Raw genomic sequence first — 18,919 nt, 5'->3', positions numbered from 1 at the left:
CACGACCACCGCACGACGCGCCCGTCCCGGCCGCACGCCGACCGGGACGAGGTGATGGCGGGCAGCGACTTCCGGCCCGTCTACCACCCCGCCGGCCACGACAACGAGTTGCGCGTCGCCGTCCAGGACCTGCGCACCGGCCGCTGGGTGTCGATGGCGCGGCTGCTCGAACGCACCGACCGCTGGGGACTGTGGACCCAGCGCACCCAGGTCCTCGCCGCGGTCGCCGCCGGATCCGACGTGGTCCAGGCATGGCGGACCGAGGAACCGGACAGCGTCGCCGCGCTCGTGATGCACACGCGGGTCACCGTCGAACGTGCCGTCCGCGCCCACCGCGCCGGACACCCCCGCACCGGCGAGCTGTGGCAGGAGGCATGGAACGCCTGCCGGGACACCGCCGGCATCAGCCCCGCCGACCCCGTGCCCTGGGTGTGCCTGCTCGCCCTCGCCCTCCTCGACGATCACCGTCAGATGGACGGGCACCGGCTCCCGCCGCCCGGCCGGATGCTGCCCCCCGGGCCCTGGGGCATCCTCGCGGAGTCCGACAAACGGGACCCGTACAACCGCGAGGCGTACCACCGCATGCTCCAGTTCGTGCACGCGGGCACGTCCGGACCGCTGTCCGAGGCCGCCAACTTCGCCCAGTGGGCGGTCGGTTGCGCCCCGCCCGGGTCCGCCGTCCATGTCCTGCCGCTCTACGTGCGGGTCGAACGCTACCGCCGCGAACACGGCCAGGAGAGGGCCCTCGACCTGCACTGGGTCGCCGAGGACGCCCTCCGCGACGCCACCCACGCCCTCGACACCTGGTTCCGCTACGCCGACCCGCGGCTCGCCTCCCCGCTCGACCTGAACCACCTCGCCCATGCCCTGTGGGGAGCCCACCGGTTCGACGAGGCGGCCCGGGTCTTCGACGCGATCGGCCGGTACTGGACCACCCTGCCGTGGGCCCACCGGACCCGCGACCCGGCCGACCGGACCCTGGCCGAGGAAGTGTTCCTGCAGGCCATGTCCCGCAGCATGTCCGGCCGGAACTGACGTCCCTTCCCCTGAGGCACCCACCGCCCCACCACCCCCGGAGGTAACCGCATGTCCCGCACCGCACCGCAAGCTCGCCAGGACCACAAGGCCCCACCCCAACAGGACGAGGAGGAACGGCTCAGAGAACTCGGCTACCAGCCCGTCCTCGCCCGCCGGATGGGCGGCTTCGGCAACTTCGCCATCAGCTTCTCGGTCATATCCGTCCTCTCCGGCTGCATGACCCTGTACGGCTTCGGCATGGGCTCCGGAGGCCCGGCCGTGATGCTGTGGGGCTGGGTCGGCGTCGGCTTCTTCGTGCTCTGCGTGGGCCTCGCCCTGGCCGAGGTGACCAGCGCCTATCCCACCTCCGGGGCGCTCTACTACATGGCCGACCGGCTCGGCGGACGCCGCTGGGGCTGGTACACGGGCTGGCTGAACCTGCTCGGCCTGCTCGGTGCCATCGCCGGAATCGACTACGGCGCCGCCCTGTTCACCGGCGCCTTCCTCAACCTCCAGTTCGGCTTCGTGCCCACGCCCGGATCGACGTTCCTGATCTTCCTGGGCATCCTGCTGCTGCACGCCGCGCTCAACCTCTTCGGCGTCCGCCTCGTCAGCGTGCTCAACTCCATCAGCGTCTGGTGGCACCTGACCGGTGTCGCCGTGATCGTCGGCGCCCTGGCCTTCGTCCCCGACCACCACCAGCCGGCCTCGTTCGTCTTCACCGAGTTCGTCAACGACACCGGCTGGGCCAACCCGTTCTACGTGGCCGCGGTCGGTCTGCTGCTCGCCCAGTACACCTTCTCCGGGTACGACGCCTCCGCGCACCTCTCCGAGGAGACCTCGAACGCCTCCGTATCCGCCGCCAAGGGCATCGTCCGGGCCATCTGGGTGTCCTGGATCGCCGGCTTCGCGCTGCTCGCGGGCCTCACCTTCGCCATCCAGGACTACGCGGCCGTCCAGGGCAGCGCCACCGGTGTGCCACCGGCCCAGATCTTCCTCGACGCCCTGGGCTCCGGCGGCGCCACCGCCCTGCTCCTCGTCGTCATCGTCGCGCAGCTCTTCTGCGGCAACGCCGAGGTCGCCGCCGCGAGCCGGATGGTCTTCGCCTTCAGCCGCGACAACGCGCTCCCGGGCTCCGCGCTGTGGCGCAAGGTCAGCAGCCGTACGCAGACACCGGTCCCGGCCGTATGGCTCTCGGTCGCCGCCGCCGGCGTGCTGGCGCTGCCGTCGCTCTACTCCGCCACCGCCTACGGGGCCGTGACCGCCATCAACGTCATCGGCATCACACCGGCCTACGCCATCCCGATCTACCTGCGCCTGCGCGCCGGGAACCGGTTCCAGCCCGGCCCGTGGAGCCTGGGCCGCTGGAGCAAGCCGATCGGCTGGACCGCCGTCGTCTGGGTCGCGATCGTCACCGTCCTGTTCTGCCTGCCCCAGAAGTCCCCGGTCACCATCGACTCGATGAACTACGCGGTGATCGCCCTGGCGGTGGTACTGGCCCTCGCCAGCGTCTGGTGGTACGTCGCCCGGCGCTCGTACGGCACCCCGTCGGCATACGGGAACGCCCGGGAGCAGGCGGAGATCGCCGAAGGCATCATCTGAGCACTCCTGGCGTCCCCGCAACCGCCGCGGCCCGAGGGCGGCCCCGCCGTGAGGGGTGCCGTGCCCTGGGCTCCGGCGGACCCCTCCCGAACGGGCTCTCAGCCGACGGCGAGCGCGACGATCTGGGTTGCCTCGTCGTCGGCGAAGTTGTCGTCACTGACCAGGATCAGGGTCCGCTCGCCCGTGGGCAGGAGAGGACCCCATGTCATGCCCTCGGTGTTCTGCACAGCCGACAGCCCCAGGTCGTGGAAGTCCGCGATCAGCTTCTTGCGCATCGGCACGACGTCTGCTCCGGCAAGGGAGTCCACGTCGCGCACATCGGTGGCGCCGCGCGTGGTGGCCTCGTAGACGTGGATCTTGTAGCCGGCGCCGGCCACCCAGGTGCGCTCGAGCACCAGGTAGCGGGTGGGGTCCTCGGGGAAGGCGAGGATCGAGGGCACGCCGGTGTCCGGAGGCCACGGGCTGGACGGGTCGGGCGTGGTGAAGATCTTCTCGAGGGGGTACGCGAACTGCCCGAGTACGCCGCCGAGTCGGTTCTGCTGGGTGAGGCGGATCAGTGCGCCGTGCTCCAGGCCGGGTCACCGGTCGTCGCTGATCAGGGCGTATTCGCCGGTGCACGGATCCCGGTCGATGCCGGAGAGCCCGCCGACGGTGGTGCCCCGGAAGTCCAGCTTGTGCGGCACGGTCCTCTCACCGAGCAACCGTGCACCCGCCCCGACCCGGGACGGCTCGGTGGTGTCGCCGGGCTGGGCGGCCACCGCGGGAGCGAGCGTCGCCGCCCACACCAGAGCCGTGGCGCAAGCTCGAAGGATCATGGAAGCTTTCATGGTCGCGATCATGGACCGACTCGTGCCACGAGCGCAGTCACCCATCCGTGTGATCGCGTCCATCGCGCGGGCCGGAGCACATCGACGAGGCCCCCGGCCTGAGGGGAGACGTCAGACATCTCGCTCAACAGTCCGAGGGCCTCGCCTGTCACGGCCTGCCCACCCTCACCCGATCAGCAGCCACTCTGAAGAGGCCACTCGATGCACCGGTGCGCGGTGAACCGGGTTTTCAGAAGTCGCGTTTTCAGTAGTCGATGCGGTCCGACTTGGCCAGCCACGCGTCGAACGGCGCCGTACGGTTCGGCAGGTCCAGCCGCGTGATCCGCGTCGGCCACATCGACTCGGGCTTCTTCTCGAACAGGTCGTAGAACTTGCGGTCGTCGAAACCGGCCACCGCGGCATCGTCGCGATCGGCGGCGTACACGATCCGGTCGACTCGTGACCACAGTGCGGAGGAAAGGCACATGGGACACGGCTCGCACGAGGTGATCAGGACGCAGCCCTTGAGCGAGAAGGTGTTCAGCTGCTTGCAGGCGGCACGGATCGCGCTCACCTCGGCGTGCGCCGTCGGGTCCAGGGTCGCGGTGACCTGGTTGTTCCCGATCGCGACGATCTCGCCGTCCTTCGCGACCAGGGCGCCGAACGGACCGCCGCCGTTCAGCACGCTGTTGGTGGCCAATCTGATCACCTCGTCCATCCAGGCGCGCTCGAGTTCCTGGATGCTCGTTTCTTGGGTGTGCACAGTCACGGTCACTCCTTGGTCGCTTCTTTCGGAGACGGTAGGTTCCCCGGATGCTCTGCCCGTGCGGGGCACCGCACCCGGGGGCGGCAGGTGACCCCCGCGGGTGCCGCCTTGAGATCGGCTCGGTAGGCGACACCCGGGGAGATCAGCGCGGATGGGCGCCGGCAATGTGCTCCGGTGCGACCGGTGTGTGGGTCAGGTTCGACCCCGTCGCATTGCGGATGGCGTTCACGATCGCCGGGGTGGCGGAGATGGTGGGCGGTTCGCCGACACCACGGACGCCGTAGGGCGAGTTCGGGTCAGCCCTTTCGATCACGTCCACCCTCATGGGCGGCGTGTCGAGAATGGTGGGGAGCGGGAGAAGTCTGGTTGGTCATCAGGAAGCCTCCAGTCTGTCGAGGTCCATCTCGGCGCCGGAGGAGACCAACGGTGGGTACCCGTTGCAGACGGGGGACGTCGTGACCATGGTGCCGCCGAGAGTGGCCCGGTTGCGCTCGTCGACCCGGGTGAGGTCGAGCAGAGTGCTCGGCCGACGGTGACCGGTATTGATCTCGGTCATCACGTCGGTACCGCCCGTGATCGGACTCGCGTCCGGATGCCGGGCCCCAAATTCCAGCGCATCCGCCCATGTGGAGGGTCGGAGTAAGTCCACGGCACTCATTCCTTGCTTCTTCGCAACCTTTGTGAGGAGTTACGAGGAGTACACAGCCAATGGAGTGAAGTCAGCCAGGGGAGGAAGACATGAAGACACCTGCAGGCTGGACCCGGCTCTTCGTAGACTTCTACAACTTGCAGGTCAGCGGTTTGAGTTGGCGCGGGTGGGGATGGCAGTCGGCTCGGCGAGTCGGGGGTGGCGAGGAAGCGGTGCGCGGGCATGGTCAGGGTGCGCCGGCGGAGCCCGAGCGGCAGCGGGGGACTTGGTGCCGGCCCGGTCCGGCGGGGCCTCTTGCCGGCTTGAAAGGCCTCCTCCACCAGCCGCCTCAGGTGAGGCCGGCCATTCGGCACCAGGATGGGCCTGGCGGCACGGCTGGGTGGGTGACAGGAGCAGAAGGGCAGTTCGCTGTGTGTTGGCTGCGGCGAGTGATGACCGACGGACATCGCGTCCGGGTCGGGCCAGGTCGATCAGGGACGGCCGGCGTCAGTGGTGAGTCGGGTGGGCAGCGGGCAATGGCCGGTACGTAGTCGACATCGCGGCTCTGCAGGTCCGGCTCGGTGGCGAACGCCGGGGACTCCTCCGGTCGGCTGATCGGCCGTGGCCGGCCTCGTCTTCCCCCTGCGCGGGCATGAAGGTGTACCGGCGCTGCCCGCCGACCCTGGTGCTGCCCTTCTTGATATCGCCGGTTTCATCGACAGCCGGCACTGTTTCGTCCGCAGCGGCGACCGACTTGTCCGGCCCGTCCGGTCCGGCAAGTGCGGCGCCAATTGCCGTCAGTTGAAGTGGAGTTCAACTCCAGTGATCCGGCAGTCGGATCTTGTAGGAGCCTACGAAAGGCCGGCGTAGCTGTCGGAGACGGCCGGCGGCAGGCCGAGTCGGCCAGAACGGGCCGGTCTCGGTGTACACATCGCGGATCAGCTGGTTGGCGTCGGGGGCGGCGGCCCGGACCGCCGGCCACTTCGGCCAAGCCAAATTGGGCTTCCCGGCAATGGAGTTGAGGCCCCGAGCCGCTGTCGGACTGCCGCGCAAGGGAGCCGCCGATGCGGTCGGCGGCGATGTGCGCGCGGCTGCGTCGTCGAGCGGCTCGGCGCGGACGGTGCAGTGCTGGTTGTCGATGAAACCGGCGATATCCAGAAGGCCACGGCGGCTGCTCTGAGCCGCCGTGGCCGGGGAGTCAGCCTGCGGCGAGCAGCGTGAGCGTGTCGATCACGCGGTTCGAGAAACCCCACTCGTTGTCGTACCAGGCGACCACCTTGATGTGGCGGCCGTCGACGCGGGTCAGGGCCGAGTCGAAGATCGACGAGGCGGGGTTGCCCGTGATGTCGCAGGACACGAGCGGCTCGTCGGAGTACTCCAGTACACCGGCCAGCGGTCCCCGCGCCGCGGCGCGGTAGGCCTCCAGGACATCCTCGCGCGACACGTCGAGGGCGACGGTGGTGTTGAGCTCGACGATCGAACCCACCGGGACCGGCACGCGGATCGAGTCGCCCGACAGCCTGCCGTCCAGGTTCGGCAGCACGAGGCCGATCGCCTTGGCGGCGCCCGTCGTGGTCGGCACGATGTTGACGGCGGCGGCGCGGGCGCGACGGGGGTCCCGGTGCGGGCCGTCCTGCAGGTTCTGCTCCTGCGTGTAAGCGTGCACCGTGGTCATGAAGCCGTGCTCGATGCCCGCGAGCTCGTCGAGTACGGCGGCCAGGGGGGCGAGCGCGTTGGTCGTGCACGAGGCGTTCGAGACGATCGTGTGCCGGGCCGGGTCGTAGGCGCCGGTGTTGACCCCGTACGCGAGCGTCACGTCGGCGCCGTCGGACGGCGCGCTGACGAGCACCTTATGCGCGCCCGCCTTGACATGGGCGCGGGCGGCTTCGGCGGAGGTGAAGCGGCCGGTCGCCTCGAGCACGATGTCGACGCCGAGCTCGGCCCACGGCAGCTGTTCCGGTTCCCGCTCGGCGAGTACCGTGATGCGGCGGCCGTCGACGACGAGGGTGTTCCCCTCGACGGTGACCGGCCGGCCGAGCCGGCCGGCCGTGGTGTCGTAGGCGAGCAGCCGCGCCAGGGTGGCGGGCTCGGTGAGGTCGTTGACGGCGACGACCTCCAGGTCGCTGTCGCGTTCGAGGAGGGCGCGCAGCACGTTGCGCCCGATGCGGCCGAACCCGTTGATGGCAATGCGAGTCATGAGCGATCTCCCTTTCGTTCGTCATCAGGCTGCCCCTCGGGTGTCCGCGCGCGACAGCGGCGCGACCGCCACGGTTCGCAAGGATCTCGCCAGTGCCGTGGCGGGCGGGTCATTCCGGCTACTCCCCCTGGGTGAAGGTGCGCCGGTACTCACTCGGCGTGGTGCCGAGGATGCGCTGGAAGTGCGACCGCAGGTTCGCGCCGGTGCCGAGACCGACGTCGGTGGCGATCTGCTCGACACTGCGCTGCGAACGTTCGAGCAGTTCGCGGGCCACGTCGATCCGGGCGCGCATGACCCACTGCATGGGCGTGTACCCGGTGTCCTCGGCGAAGCGCCGCGAGAACGTGCGCGGCGAGACCCCCGCGTGCTGGGCGAGTGCCTTGAGGGTGAGCGGCTCACCGAGCCGGCGCAGCGCCCACTCCCGCGTGGCGGCGAACCGCTCCCCGAGCGGCTCGGGCACACTGCGCGGCACGTACTGCGCCTGGCCGCCGCTGCGGTAGGGGGCCGCGACCAGGCGCCGGGCCGCGTGGTTCGCGGCGGCCACGCCGAGGTCGCCACGCAGGATGTGCAGGCACAGGTCGATGCCCGAGGCGGCGCCGGCCGACGTCAGCACCCGGCCCTCGTCGACGAACAGGACGTTCTCGTCGAGCCGGACGAGCGGATGCCGCGCCGCGAGGGCGCGCGCGTAGTGCCAGTGGGTCGTGGCGCGCCTGCCGTCGAGCAGGCCCGTGGCGGCCAGCGCGAACGCGCCCGTCGAGATGGCGGCGAGCCGGGCGCCCCGGTCGTGGGCGGCGATGAGGGCGTCGATGACGGCCCGCGGCGGATCGTCGCGGTCGGGGAAACGGTAGCCGGGGATGAAGACGATGTCGGCCCACGCGAGCGCGTCGAGCCCGTGGGTCACGTGGTACGACAGGCCGTCACCCCCGGTCACGAGGCCGGGAGCCGCGCCGCACATCCGCACCTCGTACGGCATGCTCGCTCGGGTCGTGAACACCTGGGCGGGGATACCGACGTCGAGGGGCTTCGCGCCCTGGAGGACGAGGACGGCGACGCGGTGGAGGCGGGAGGGCGGCGGCACGGGGACGAGGGTACGCGGGGCCGGGTCCCGGGGGAGGGGACGGTCCGTTCGGGTCCGGCTGGTGTCCGGCCCGCCGGCCCGCCAGGCGCGAGGCGGTCCGGGGCTGGGCAAGGAGCGCTCAAGCCTCCGTGTCGCCCGGGCGCGGGCGCTTGCCCTCCCGGGGCTGGCGCGTGCGGCTGACGGGGCCCAAGACGTCGCGGTCGTTGAGGAAGCCACCGAGCGCGAAGGTGGCGGCCCCTCGGGTGACGGACCTCCGGTACATCGAAGCCGGCCATGTCGACGGCGTCCTCCTGGTCTCCAGCCACTACGGCGACCCCGTCGTGGCCCGGCTGCACCAGTCGGGCGTCCCGGTCGTCGCCTGCGGCAGACCGCTCGGCCAGACCGCCGAGATCGGCTATGTCGCCGCCGACGACCGTGACGGCGCCCGCGACCGACACCCTGGCCAGGGCGGGCCGCCGCGTCCCCGAGGACATCGCCGTGGGAGGCTTCGACGACTCGCCGGCGGCGCTCTCCTCCCGGCCCTCGCTCACGACGATCCGCCAGCCCTGGGACCGGATCAGCACCGAGATGGTGCGGATGCTCCTCGCCCGCATAGCGGGCGAGGAGCCGGCCGTGGTGATCCTGCCCACCGAGCTGGTCCGCCGCGAATCGGCGTAGGCCGGCTCAGCGGCGGTGGGTCACAGTACCGGGTGGGCGTTCTTCAGGAGCTCCTGGAACTGGGCCGAGAACCACTGGCCCGACAGGGGTGCGTTCGGGAGTGCGCCCGACATGCTGTTTCCGTTGCGTGCGTTGCCCGTGTAGGTCGGGTCGCACATCCGGTCGAAGCCCTTGCCCTCGTTGTTCGGGATCTCCTTGCTCGACCCGTCCGACTCGCCCGGGGGCTTCATCCACACGTACGCGTCGATGCCCGCGGCCGGGGCGGCCTGCGGCCGTTCGCCGAGCCCGGCGCCGGACTGGTTGCACCAGTTGCCGAGGTGGATGCGCCGGTCGTAGCGACCGCCGTTGACGTACGTGTCGACGTTCGTCAGCGCGCCGGGCCCGGTCGGCCGGGCCGTGCCGCCCCAGCCGTTGCGCGAGGTGTCGACCAGCATGCCGAGGTTCGCGTCGAAGCCCAGGGAGACCAGCTTGGACCGCATGGCCTGGGCGTACGACAGCTCGTCCGTGTACCGGTTCCAGTCGACCCACTTCGACTGGCGTACGGAGGTGCCGTTGACCGAGTACTCGATCTTGAAGAAGTCCTCCTTCAGCGCGCTGTAGTTGGCCGTGTTCACGATGAAGCCGTGGACCTTGGAGAGCGTGGAGCCCTCGGCGGTGGCCGCCTGCTTGAAGAGCTCCGCGGAGGCGCCGAAGTTGTCGTCCCAGCCGAGCCAGCCGTGGTGGCCCGCGTCCACGTAGTTGTAGACGTTGGCGATCGAGCCCAGCTTGTTCAGCGCGTAGCCGACGCCCTTGATGTAGTTGCCGTTGGCCTTCATGACGTCGCAGTTGGGGGTGGCCGTCGGGCGCCCGGAGACGTTGGTGACGAGGTTGGGCAGCGAGTCGATCTCGACCGTGGTGACGATCCGGAGCCCCGCGTACTTGGGATCGGCGAGGATCGCGGCGATCGGGTCGCTGTACTGCGTCTTGTACTTGTCGATCTCGGTCGGGCCCAGCTCGCCGTTGGAGGCGAGCGCGGCGCAGTCCCGTCCCGGCAGGTTGTAGATCACCAGCTGCACGACGAGTTCGCCGCTGCCCTTCTGCACCAGTGCCCGGTCCAGGTGGTCGCGCAGGCCCATCCCGCCGTTCACACCCGCGATGGCGGCGATGCGGTCCAGCCAGACGCCGGTGGGCTGGTTCGACACCTTGGTGCCGCCCGGCTCGGCGGCCGCTTTGGCGGACCACTCGGGGTTCACGTACACCTTGGCGCCGGCGTACGGGTTGTCGGCCTTGCTCCCCGACGGGGGCGGCGTGGTGGGCGGGGTCGTCGGGGGAGTGGTCGGCGGAGTGGTCGGCGGCTCGGTCGGCTGTGTCGCGCCGTTGCAGGTGACCCCGTTGAGCCTGAACGTCGCGGGGACGGAGTTCGTTCCGCTGTAGGAGCCGTTGAAGCCGAAGGAGGTCGAACCTCCTGTGGCCAGGCTCCCGTTGTAGGAGAGGTTCTTCGCGGTCACGGCGGTGCCCGCCTGGGTGATCGCGGCGTTCCAGCCCTGGGTGACCTTCTGGTCGCCGGCGTAGGACCACTCCAGGGTCCAGGCGCTGACCGGGTCACCGGTGTTGGTGACGACGACGTTGGCGCCGAAGCCGGTGTTCCACTGGTTGGTGATCTGGTACTCGACCTTGCAGCCGGCTGCGGCGGCTCCGGCGGTCGCGGACATGACGGTGGCGGTGGCGCCCGTCGCGGTGATCAGCCCGAGGGCCGCCAGCAGGGCGGTACGGCTCGTTGTGCGGCTCATGGTGGGGGTGCCTTTCAGTTCAGGGCGCGCAGATGGTCGCGCAGCCCGGTGCCGAATGCGGTGGGTGTGCCGTCGTACGAGGTGATCAGGGCCGGTCCCGAGGAGCAGTTCCAGGTGTTCCAGGTCCAGCCGAGGTAGGAGAGGGCGCGGGCGTCGGACCACGCCATGACGCGGTCGATGAACGCGTGTCCGCAGGTGTTCTCACCGATCTCGCCCGCCACCAGGGGGACCCGGGCGGCGACCGGGGCGAGGGTGCTGTCCCAACAGGGCTCGTTGGAGCAGGTGTTGAAGTTGTAGACGTGCCAGGCCGCGGCCAGATTGCCCGTCGGGTCGGTGGGGGAGTGAGTGAGCCACTGGCTCAGGTCGTTGGAGTACGCGATGCCGGGCACGAGGACGAGATTGCGGGCCCCGGTCGCCCGGACGGAGTCCACCAGGTCCTGCATGCCGGCGACCTCGTAGCCGATGCCCGGGCACGTGCCGCCGTCGCGCCAGCAGCTCCACGCCTGCGCGGTGGTGGAGGTCGCCCGGTCGGGATACGGCTCGTTGAACAGGTCGAAGACGACCCGCCGGTCGTTCTTGAAGGTGTTCGCCACCGAGGTCCAGAACGCCGGGGTGTACTGGGCGTCCGGCATCGGCTTCTGGCAGGAGGCGTGCACATCGGCGCAGCCCGAGGAGTTGCCGGTGTACTGGCCGTACGTCCAGTGCAGTTCGACGACCGGGGTCATGCCGTGCGCGAGGACCCGGTCGACCAGGCCCTTGACGGCCTCGACGTAGTTCGCGCCCCGGTATTCGGGCTTGATGTTGGCGAGGCCGAGCCAGCACTCCTCGTTGAGGGGGATGCGGACGGTGTTGGCCTTCCAGTCGGCGATGGCGCGCACCGAGGCGTCGTCGACGGGACCGTCGAAGATGCCGTGGCCCTGGACGCACATGAACTCCGCCCCGGAGCGGTTGACGCCGAGGAGGCGGCGGGTTGCGCCGTTCCGGTCGGTGAGCCGGTTGCCGGTGACGCTCAGTTCGGGCGCCCCGGAGACCGGGCCGGGGGGAACCGTCGGGCCGGTGGGTGTGGGTGTGGGGGTGGGGGTCGGAGTGGGTGCCGGTGTCGGTGAGGTGGGTGTCGGATCCGGTCCCGGGCCGGAGGTGCAGGGTGCTCCGTTGAGCGTGAACGCACTGGGCGCCGTGTTCGCGCCCGACCACGAGGCGATGAAGCCGGCCGTCACGCTCGCGCCCGTGCCGAGGGTCGCGTTCCATCCCTCGTTCACGGCCGTGACCGTGGCCCCGGTCTGGGACCACTTGGCGCCCCAGCCCTGGCTGACCGTCTGACCTGTGGGGAAGCCGAAGCCGAGACTCCAGCCGTTGAGCGCGGAACTGTTGTTGGTGAGGGTGACCGCACCCTGGAATCCGCCGGCCCACTGGCCGACGACCGAGTACTCCACCGTGCAGACGGGTGCGGCCGCGGCTCCTGAGGCCGTACCCATGACAGCGAACGTGCCGCTCGCCATGACGAGCGCTGCTCCCGTGAGCAGCGCGGACAGACGCGGGGGGTGTCGCATGAGCGACTCCTTGCAGCGAGGGCGCGTCCTGATGACGCGCCGACTGACGGAATCGCTCCCACTGGTTGGGGCCAGACCGTAGCGCCAACGGGCCCCAAGGAACAGAGGGGTTGACCAAATTCCTCGCCGCGTGGCTTCGACTCTTCGCACATCTTGACGCCGTGGAGTCCGGCCAGCACAGTGGGAGCGCTCCCACTGGTTCAGGACTTGTGCTTGTGTGTCTAGTAAGCGCTTTCTGTCTCGCTGACGACCACGGAGAACCCCCCGTGAAACCCAGATCCGCCCTGTCCTTACTCGCATGCGCTGCCCTGGTGACCGGCGCCGTCGTGGCGCTGCCCGGCGCCGCGGCTGCCGCTGCCGCGACCCGCTACGAGGCCGAAACCTCCCCGGCGCTCTGTACCGGCACCATCGACTCCGACTGGGCCGGCTACTCCGGCAGCGGATTCTGCAACGGCACCAACGCGGTCGGTGCCTACGCACAGTTCACGGTCAACGCCCCCACACCGGGTACGGCGACGCTGAAGGTCCGCTTCGCCAACGGAACCACCAGCGCACGGCCCGCGGCCGTCACGGTGAACGGCTCGGCGGCCACACCGGCGTCGTTCGAGGGCGCCGGCACGTGGGCGACGTGGGCGACGAAGACGCTCACGGTCCCCGTCACCTCGGGCAGCAACACCATCCGGCTCAACCCACCGCCGCCGCCGGCCTGCCCAACATCGACGCCCTCGACATCGAGGTCGCCGGCACCACCCCGCCGCCGACGGGCAGCGCGCTGTACGTGGCGCCGAACGGCAGCGACAGCGCCGCCGGTACCCCATCGGCCCCGACGACGCTCACCTCGGCCATCAGCCGCGTCACGGCCGGCGGGACGATCTATCTGCGCGGCGGGACCTACCGCTACGCGCAGACGGTCACCATCCCGCAGGGCAACAACGGCACAGCGAGCGCCCGCACGAACCTGTCCGCCTACCCGGGTGAGACTCCGGTGCTGGACTTCTCGGCCATGAGCGAGGACCCGGCGAACCGAGGGCTCGCCGTGAACGGGTCGTACTGGCACGTCAAGGGCATCGTCGTCGAGCGTGCCGGTGACAACGGGATCTTCGTCGGCGGCAGCAACAACATCTTCGAGCGCACCGTGACGCGCTTCAACCGGGACTCGGGGCTGCAGCTCTCCCGGATGGCCTCCACCACCCCGCGCGACCAGTGGCCGTCCAACAACCTCGTCCTGAGCGCCGAGTCGCACGACAACGCGGACTCCGACGGCGAGGACGCCGACGGATTCGCCGCAAAGCTGACCGTCGGTCCCGGGAACGTCTTCCGCTACGCCGTGTCCCACCACAACATCGACGACGGCTGGGACCTCTACACCAAGACCGACACCGGCCCGATCAGCCCGGTCACCATCGAGGACTCCCTTTCCTACGGCAACGGCACCCTCTCCGACGGCACCGTGAACTCCAACGGCGACCGCAACGGCTACAAGCTCGGCGGCGAGGACATCAAGGTCGACCACGTCATCCGGCGGAGCATCGCCTACCGCAACGGCAAGCACGGCTTCACCTACAACAGCAATCCCGGCAGCATGTCGGTGTCGGACAACATCAGCATCGACAACGCCCAGCGCAACTACTCGTTCGATGCCGGCACCTCGGTCTTCCGCAACAACGTCTCCTGCCGCAGCGGCAGCGGATCGAACGACAGGACCATCGGTGACGCCGACGGCTCGAACCAGTTCTGGTCCGGCGTCAACGGATCCCGCTGCTCCTCCTACCCCGGCGCCCTGAACTGGTCCTTCACCACGGACGGCCGCCTCGTCGTGACCTTCGGCGGCAGTGCGGTGGCGGCGCCGTAACCGCCCCGGTCGCCCGATGCCTTGCCCGGCCCATCCGGTTCGTCCGGATGGGCCGGGCAGGTCACTGCTCGTACGGCCTCCAGTCGCCCAGGTAGCGCTGCCGCGTGTGCGCCTGGGCTTCGGCGGCGGCGAGTTGGGGCCGGTTCTGCGGCACGGTGATCACAGAGCCCGGCCCCGCGTTGCCGTACTCGCGAAAGCGCATGGACTGCCACGGGTACGCCTCGCGCATGTCGGTGTACGGGGCGGCGGCGTCGATTCCCGGACCGATCACCGTGTCGCGGACGACGAGTGACGGCCAGGCCGTGGTGTCGGAACCGGGCACCCAGGGGCGGGCCAGCTGTTAGCGTTAACAATTCAGGGAGGCCGTAGCCCCCGCCCTGGGGCGTCTGTCGGTCAGGGCAGTCGGCCGCACAGGTGGGCCGCCCGTAGGGCGAGCCACACCTCGGTGAGGTCGGCTGTGGACGAAAGGTTCTTGCCGCTGAGTCCGCCGAACCGGCGCAGGCGGTACAGCAGGGTGTTGGGGTGGACGTGGAGTGTGCGCGCCGCCTCCTCGGTGGACCGGTCCCGCTCCAGCCAGGTCTGTGTCGAGAGGACCAGCGCGCCGCCGTGCTCGGCGTCGTAGCGCAGTACCGCGCCGAGCACCTGCTCCACCAGCCCGTGCAGGACGGACGGGTCGTCGTGCAGCCAGCGTTCCGTCATGTCGTCGCTGAAGACCACCGTGGGGGCACCCGAGGCGCCCGCACGCCGGAGCGCCAGAGCGGCCTCGCGGCGGGCGAGGCCCAGGGCGGCGCCGGGCATGAAGGGGCGTGAGACGCCGGCTCGGGTGCGGGGTACGGCTGTGAGGGCGGAGCGGGCCTCGGGGGAGTCGGCGAGGAGCACGTACAGCCCATCGCGGCGGCGCAGTACCAGATGGGGAACGGCCGAGTCGGCCAGGGCCTGCACCACCGCGGCGTCGTCGAACGGTCCGTCGTCCCCTCCCTCGAGGACGGCGAGGAGGACGGCCGCTTCGGCGGCGAAACCCAGGCGGGTGAGGTGCCGGCGGGCGGTGTCCGGCTCCAGGACGTCCTGGAGCAGCTCCGCGAGCGTCTCCGCCCCGTGGCGGCGAAGCGTCTCATGCTCGTGTCGCACCATGGACACCTGCAGTGCCGCGACGGTCGCTATGTGCTGGACGACGCCGAGGCCGGCCGGTTCCACGCCCTCACCTCGCCGGTCGCCCTGCCGTTCCAGCGCCAGCAGGTACCCGGCCGGCCTGCCGGGCGCGGGTACGGGCAGGACGTAGCCGCCGGGGACGGCCGGGGCCGGGTCGGCCGAGCCGGGCAGCAGTGCCGCGTACCGCGGAGCGGGTACGGGTACCCCGGGCAGCAGGGGGCTTCCGGCGGGCGTGCACAGGTAGAGGGAGTAGCCGGACAGCCGCTCCAGCCTGCGGAAGAGTTCCGCGGCGGTGAGGTCCTCGGCGGCGAGCCAGCGCAGGGCGCCGAAGACCTGAAGCTGGGTACCCCATTGCCGCCTGTGGCCGGCCTGCAGGGCGGCGGCCACCTCCTGGGCCACGGCGATGAAGGGCACCTGCAAGGGCAACTCCAGCACCGGCAGGGACCGTTCCTCCGCCGTGGACAGGAACTCCTGCCGCAGCGGAGGGACGTGCAGGTGCGCGGAGAGGGCGAGCGCGGAGACGCCGGCGTCGGCCAGCCGCTCGACATAGGCGCGCTGCCGGACGGCGGTCCGGGGGACCGCGATACCCGTCGTCATGATCAGCTCCGCGCCGAGGAGCCACGGGGAGGGGTCCTCCAGTTCGCTCACGTGCGCCCAGGACACAGGCCGGTCGAGCCCGTCCCCACCGGCCAGGACGCGGAGTTGGAGGCCGGGGGAGCGTACGAGGTCGTGGACCCGGAGGGCGCCTGTCGGTGCTGTCATCGCGCTCATGCTGCATCGTGGCGCCCCACAAAGGAAGGGGTCGCGTTTGAGCGATGCACAATTGCCGCCCAGCTCTCGGTGACCGCACACTCAGCCCTCTGGTTCGGGGTCGTGGTGCCCCCGAGTGAACGAGAACGGAGGGCCCATGGCGGTCCGGACTGACCAGCGCTCAAATGCCCGGCACAGCGGCGCGGATGTCATCGAAAGCCTCTCCATCCAGCACGTCCCCCTCGCCGAGCGGCACGGCAAGCTCTGGAAACAGGGCCCCTTCTGGTTCCAGGGGAATTTCCAGCCCTTCACCCTGTCGCTCGGATTCATCGGCCCCGGACTCGGCCTGTCCCTCGGATGGACGGTGCTCGCCAGTGCGCTCGGGCTGGCGGTGGGAACCTTCTTCATGGCGTTCCACGCCAGTCAGGGCCCGCAGCTGGGGCTCCCGCAGATGATCCAGTCCCGGGGCCAGTTCGGCTACCGGGGGGTGATCGTGCCCCTGGCGGCGACGCTCTTCACCTTCGTCGGCTTCAACGTCGTCGACACGATCATCATCGGCAACGGTCTGAACGCGGTGTTCGGCTGGGACGTGACCACCCTCGGGATCGGCATCACCGTGGCCGCCGTAATTCTGGCCGTGTACGGACACGACTGGCTCCACCGGGCGTTCCAGGTGCTCTTCTGGTGCTCGGCCCCGTGCTGGCTGGTGCTGTCGATCGGCATCCTCAGCGGCCGCGTGACAGGGCCCGCCGACGCCGCCCCGGTCGCCGGCGGCTTCACGCTGGTCGCCTTCATGGTGCAGTTCACCGCCGCCGCCGGATACAACATCTCGTACGCCCCGTACGTCTCCGACTACTCGCGCTATCTGCCGCGCGACACCCCGACGTCCCGCATCGTCGCCTCCGTCTTCGGCGGCGCCGCGGGTTCGCCGATGTGGCTCATCCCCATCGGCGCCTGGATGGCAGCCACCCTCGGTGTGAGCGACCCGCTGGCCGGCACGCGCGACGCCGGGGACCAGGTGGTGGGCGGCCTGGGCGCCGTCCTGACCGTGCTGTCGGTGCTCGCCCTGGTGGCCACCATGGGGCTCAACGCCTACAGCGGCATGCTCACGGTCCTCACCGGGATCGACTCGGTCCGGCGGCTGCGCCCCGGCCGGCGGGCCAGGGTGCTGACGATCAGCGGCCTCGCCGTCGTCTGGTGCGCCGTCGGCCTCGGCGTCTCCGCCGACTTCTCCACCGCTCTGGGCAACGCCCTGCTGCTCATGCTGTACCTGCTGGTCCCGTGGACCGCGGTGAACCTGGTCGACTACTTCTTCGTCCGGCGCGGCCAGTACGCGATCACCCACCTCTTCCGGCCCGACGGCATCTACGGCAGCTGGGCGTGGCGCGGCCTGCTGGCCTACGGCGCGGGTCTGCTCCTGATGGTGCCGTTCATGGTGGTGGGCCCCTTCACCGGGCCCGTCGCGGAGGCGCTCGGCGGGGTCGACGTGGCGTTCGTGGTCGGGCTCGCCGTCTCAGGGGTCCTGTACTACGCCCTGACCCGCGGGATGGACCTGTCGGCGGAGGAACCCGCGGTGGCCGCCAGCGACCGCGAACTCAGCGGGCCGCAACCGGCATCCGCCTCTGCCGTGCCGGTCCCGGCGCAGGCCGCCGGCGGGGCAGCCGGCGAGCCGACGGCGCCCGGCGGCCGGACCGCTTCTGCGGACGGGCTCCCGGCCATGGACGGCCTCCCGGCGGGGGACCGATGAGCGCCGGCGCCGAAGCCGAGGTGCGGGCCGCCGCCGCCGACCTGGTGGCCGCCTTCGCCGCCCACGACACGGGCCGCTACTTCGCGGCCTTCGCCGAGGACGCCACTTTCCTCTTCCCCACGCAGTCCGGCCTCCTCGCCACCCGAGCCGCGTACGAGTCCGCGTGGCGTGCCTGGGAGCTGGACGGGTTCCGCGTGCTGGGTTGCCGTACCGACGACACCGCTGTACGCGTCGTCGCCGACGGCCTGGCGGTGCTGACCCACCGGGTGCACACCCGCCTCGCCGCGAAGGCCGGCGCCCGCGGAGAGGAAGTGCGGGAACGGGAGACCGTCGTCTTCCGGAGGTCCCCGGACGGGCGCTGGCTCGTCGTCCACGAACACCTCTCGCCCGAGCCGTGACACCGGCTCCCCGACTCGGGCGAGGGCACTGCATCATCCACCAGAGGAAGGACATGTCATGAGACGCACAGCACGGAGCGGACGCACGGCCCGCACCTGGATCGCCGCGATGGTGGTGGCGCTCGGCGCGCTGCTGGCCACGGGCACCGGCCCAGCCGCGGCCACCGACAGCCCGACGGACCTTCTGCCCGCCCTCGAACCGCTCCAGCGGGAACTCGCGGACAACGACCTGGTCCGCGAGCCCACCACCGGTATCACCTGGCTCCGCTTCACCGGCGCACCCGCGAACCTCGGCACCGGCGCCCTGCACGTCACCGGTCGGCGCACCAGGGAGGCGGCGGCTGCAGCCACTCCCGGAAACAACGTCATGCCTGCGTACCAGCGGATCACCCGCTCCGACGGCACCTCCTACGAGGTGTCCGTCGGGCAGATGACGTACCACGACGAGCACAAGCACTTCCACATGGAGGGCATCTCCCGCTACCGGCTCACCAACGCCGCCGGCCAGGTGGTGCGTGAGTCGCCGAAGGTGGCGTTCTGCCTGGTCGACCTGGAGATCGCGGACTCCACGCTCCCCGGCACCCCGGTCAATCCCGTCTACAGCTCCTGTTCGCACAACGCCAACGCGACGACCCTGACGATGGGCGTCTCCGTCGGCTGGGCGGACGTCTACGCCAAGGACCTTGCCGGACAGTCCTTCGACGTCAGCGCGCTGATGAACCTCCCGCCGCAGCAGTACACGCTGGAGATGACGACGAACCCGCTCGGCGTCCTGCGGGAGTCCAACCAAACCGCCCCGAAGACGACATCCGTGAACGTCACGATCGGCCAGGGGGTACCGGTGGGCGTGGGCGGCCCGCGCCCCGGCGCCTGACCGGAGCTCCATCCGGCATGCAGCGGCCGACCGTCCCTACGCGAAGCAGCCTTCCGCGTGGGGACGGTCGTCCCGGTGT

14 protein-coding genes and 4 pseudogenes are annotated in these 18,919 nt (G+C 70.7%); 7 read left to right on the top strand and 11 right to left on the bottom strand.

Annotated features, from left to right (window positions below; genetic code table 11):
- The first annotated feature begins 54 nt into the window (after window positions 1–54).
- A complete protein-coding gene (locus J7E94_RS04470) occupies window positions 55–1,035 on the top strand; it encodes a hypothetical protein (protein ID WP_215012464.1) in 981 nt (326 codons plus the stop codon).
- Window positions 1,036–1,086: 51 nt separating this feature from the next.
- The gene (locus J7E94_RS04465) at window positions 1,087–2,619 is read left to right on the top strand and encodes an amino acid permease (RefSeq protein ID WP_215012462.1); all 1,533 of its coding nucleotides are present in this window, start codon (window positions 1,087–1,089) and stop codon (window positions 2,617–2,619) included.
- Between the two features lie 98 nt (window positions 2,620–2,717).
- Here J7E94_RS04465 and J7E94_RS34160 read toward each other — a convergent pair whose 3' ends face one another.
- The 7 genes and pseudogenes from J7E94_RS34160 to J7E94_RS04435 all read right to left on the bottom strand — a co-directional run bounded on the left by J7E94_RS34160 (window position 2,718) and on the right by J7E94_RS04435 (window position 8,094).
- Window positions 2,718–3,173 (bottom strand): esterase-like activity of phytase family protein, encoded by a 456-nt coding sequence (locus tag J7E94_RS34160; protein ID WP_374224393.1) that lies wholly within the window; start codon window positions 3,171–3,173, stop codon window positions 2,718–2,720.
- Between the two features lie 24 nt (window positions 3,174–3,197).
- A complete protein-coding gene (locus J7E94_RS34155; RefSeq protein ID WP_251056110.1) occupies window positions 3,198–3,446 on the bottom strand; it encodes an esterase-like activity of phytase family protein in 249 nt (82 codons plus the stop codon).
- A 244-nt stretch (window positions 3,447–3,690) separates the two neighbouring features.
- A complete protein-coding gene (locus J7E94_RS04455; RefSeq protein WP_215012460.1) occupies window positions 3,691–4,194 on the bottom strand; it encodes a nucleoside deaminase in 504 nt (167 codons plus the stop codon).
- 139 nt (window positions 4,195–4,333) lie between these two features.
- Window positions 4,334–4,543: pseudogene (locus J7E94_RS04450) on the bottom strand (hypothetical protein); the annotation flags it as partial.
- Window positions 4,544–4,564: 21 nt separating this feature from the next.
- The gene (locus J7E94_RS04445; RefSeq protein ID WP_251056109.1) at window positions 4,565–4,849 is read right to left on the bottom strand and encodes an FAD binding domain-containing protein; all 285 of its coding nucleotides are present in this window, start codon (window positions 4,847–4,849) and stop codon (window positions 4,565–4,567) included.
- A gap of 1,168 nt (window positions 4,850–6,017) precedes the next feature.
- Window positions 6,018–7,016, bottom strand: a complete 999-nt coding sequence (gap, locus tag J7E94_RS04440; RefSeq protein WP_215012456.1) for a type I glyceraldehyde-3-phosphate dehydrogenase — start codon at window positions 7,014–7,016, stop codon at window positions 6,018–6,020.
- A gap of 118 nt (window positions 7,017–7,134) precedes the next feature.
- Window positions 7,135–8,094 carry a GlxA family transcriptional regulator gene (locus J7E94_RS04435; protein WP_215012454.1) on the bottom strand — a complete coding sequence of 320 codons (960 nt, stop codon included), beginning with the start codon at window positions 8,092–8,094 and terminating at the stop codon, window positions 7,135–7,137.
- Window positions 8,095–8,348: 254 nt separating this feature from the next.
- Between J7E94_RS04435 and J7E94_RS04430 the strand changes: the two are divergent.
- Window positions 8,349–8,751, top strand: a pseudogene (locus J7E94_RS04430) (substrate-binding domain-containing protein); the annotation flags it as partial.
- Window positions 8,752–8,771: 20 nt separating this feature from the next.
- Here J7E94_RS04430 and J7E94_RS04425 read toward each other — a convergent pair.
- Together J7E94_RS04425 and J7E94_RS04420 are read right to left on the bottom strand one after the other, a co-directional pair.
- On the bottom strand, window positions 8,772–10,520 hold the full coding sequence (locus J7E94_RS04425) for a glycoside hydrolase family 6 protein (protein ID WP_215012452.1): 1,749 nt from the start codon (window positions 10,518–10,520) through the stop codon (window positions 8,772–8,774).
- A gap of 14 nt (window positions 10,521–10,534) precedes the next feature.
- Window positions 10,535–12,070 (bottom strand): cellulase family glycosylhydrolase, encoded by a 1,536-nt coding sequence (locus tag J7E94_RS04420; RefSeq protein ID WP_215012449.1) that lies wholly within the window; start codon window positions 12,068–12,070, stop codon window positions 10,535–10,537.
- 266 nt (window positions 12,071–12,336) lie between these two features.
- Between J7E94_RS04420 and J7E94_RS04415 the strand changes: the two are divergent.
- Window positions 12,337–13,922, top strand: a pseudogene (locus tag J7E94_RS04415) (carbohydrate-binding protein).
- Between the two features lie 61 nt (window positions 13,923–13,983).
- Here the strand turns inward: J7E94_RS04415 and J7E94_RS04410 are convergent.
- Window positions 13,984–14,262 (bottom strand): annotated as a pseudogene (locus J7E94_RS04410) (pectin esterase); the annotation flags it as partial.
- Window positions 14,263–14,315: 53 nt separating this feature from the next.
- Window positions 14,316–15,833 (bottom strand): PucR family transcriptional regulator, encoded by a 1,518-nt coding sequence (locus J7E94_RS04405; protein WP_215012447.1) that lies wholly within the window; start codon window positions 15,831–15,833, stop codon window positions 14,316–14,318.
- 145 nt (window positions 15,834–15,978) lie between these two features.
- Here J7E94_RS04405 and J7E94_RS04400 point away from each other — a divergent pair, with 145 nt between their 5' ends.
- The 3 genes from J7E94_RS04400 to J7E94_RS04390 are packed head-to-tail and all read left to right on the top strand — an operon-like array spanning window position 15,979 to window position 18,840.
- The gene (locus tag J7E94_RS04400) at window positions 15,979–17,568 is read left to right on the top strand and encodes a cytosine permease (protein WP_215012445.1); all 1,590 of its coding nucleotides are present in this window, start codon (window positions 15,979–15,981) and stop codon (window positions 17,566–17,568) included.
- Entirely contained in the window at window positions 17,565–17,966 is a 402-nt protein-coding gene (locus tag J7E94_RS04395) for a nuclear transport factor 2 family protein (RefSeq protein ID WP_215012443.1), read from the top strand. Before J7E94_RS04400 ends, J7E94_RS04395 begins: the two co-directional genes overlap by 4 nt.
- Window positions 17,967–18,024: 58 nt before the next feature.
- Complete coding sequence (locus tag J7E94_RS04390) at window positions 18,025–18,840, top strand: lysyl oxidase family protein (RefSeq protein WP_215012441.1); 816 nt, start codon at window positions 18,025–18,027, stop codon at window positions 18,838–18,840.
- Window positions 18,841–18,919 lie beyond the last annotated feature (79 nt).

The organism is Streptomyces sp. ISL-94, assembly GCF_018614075.1.
Taxonomy (GTDB): Bacteria; Actinomycetota; Actinomycetes; order Streptomycetales; family Streptomycetaceae; genus Streptomyces.
Note: the sequence above shows the minus strand (reverse complement) of the source record. Positions and strands in the feature narration are given on the sequence as shown.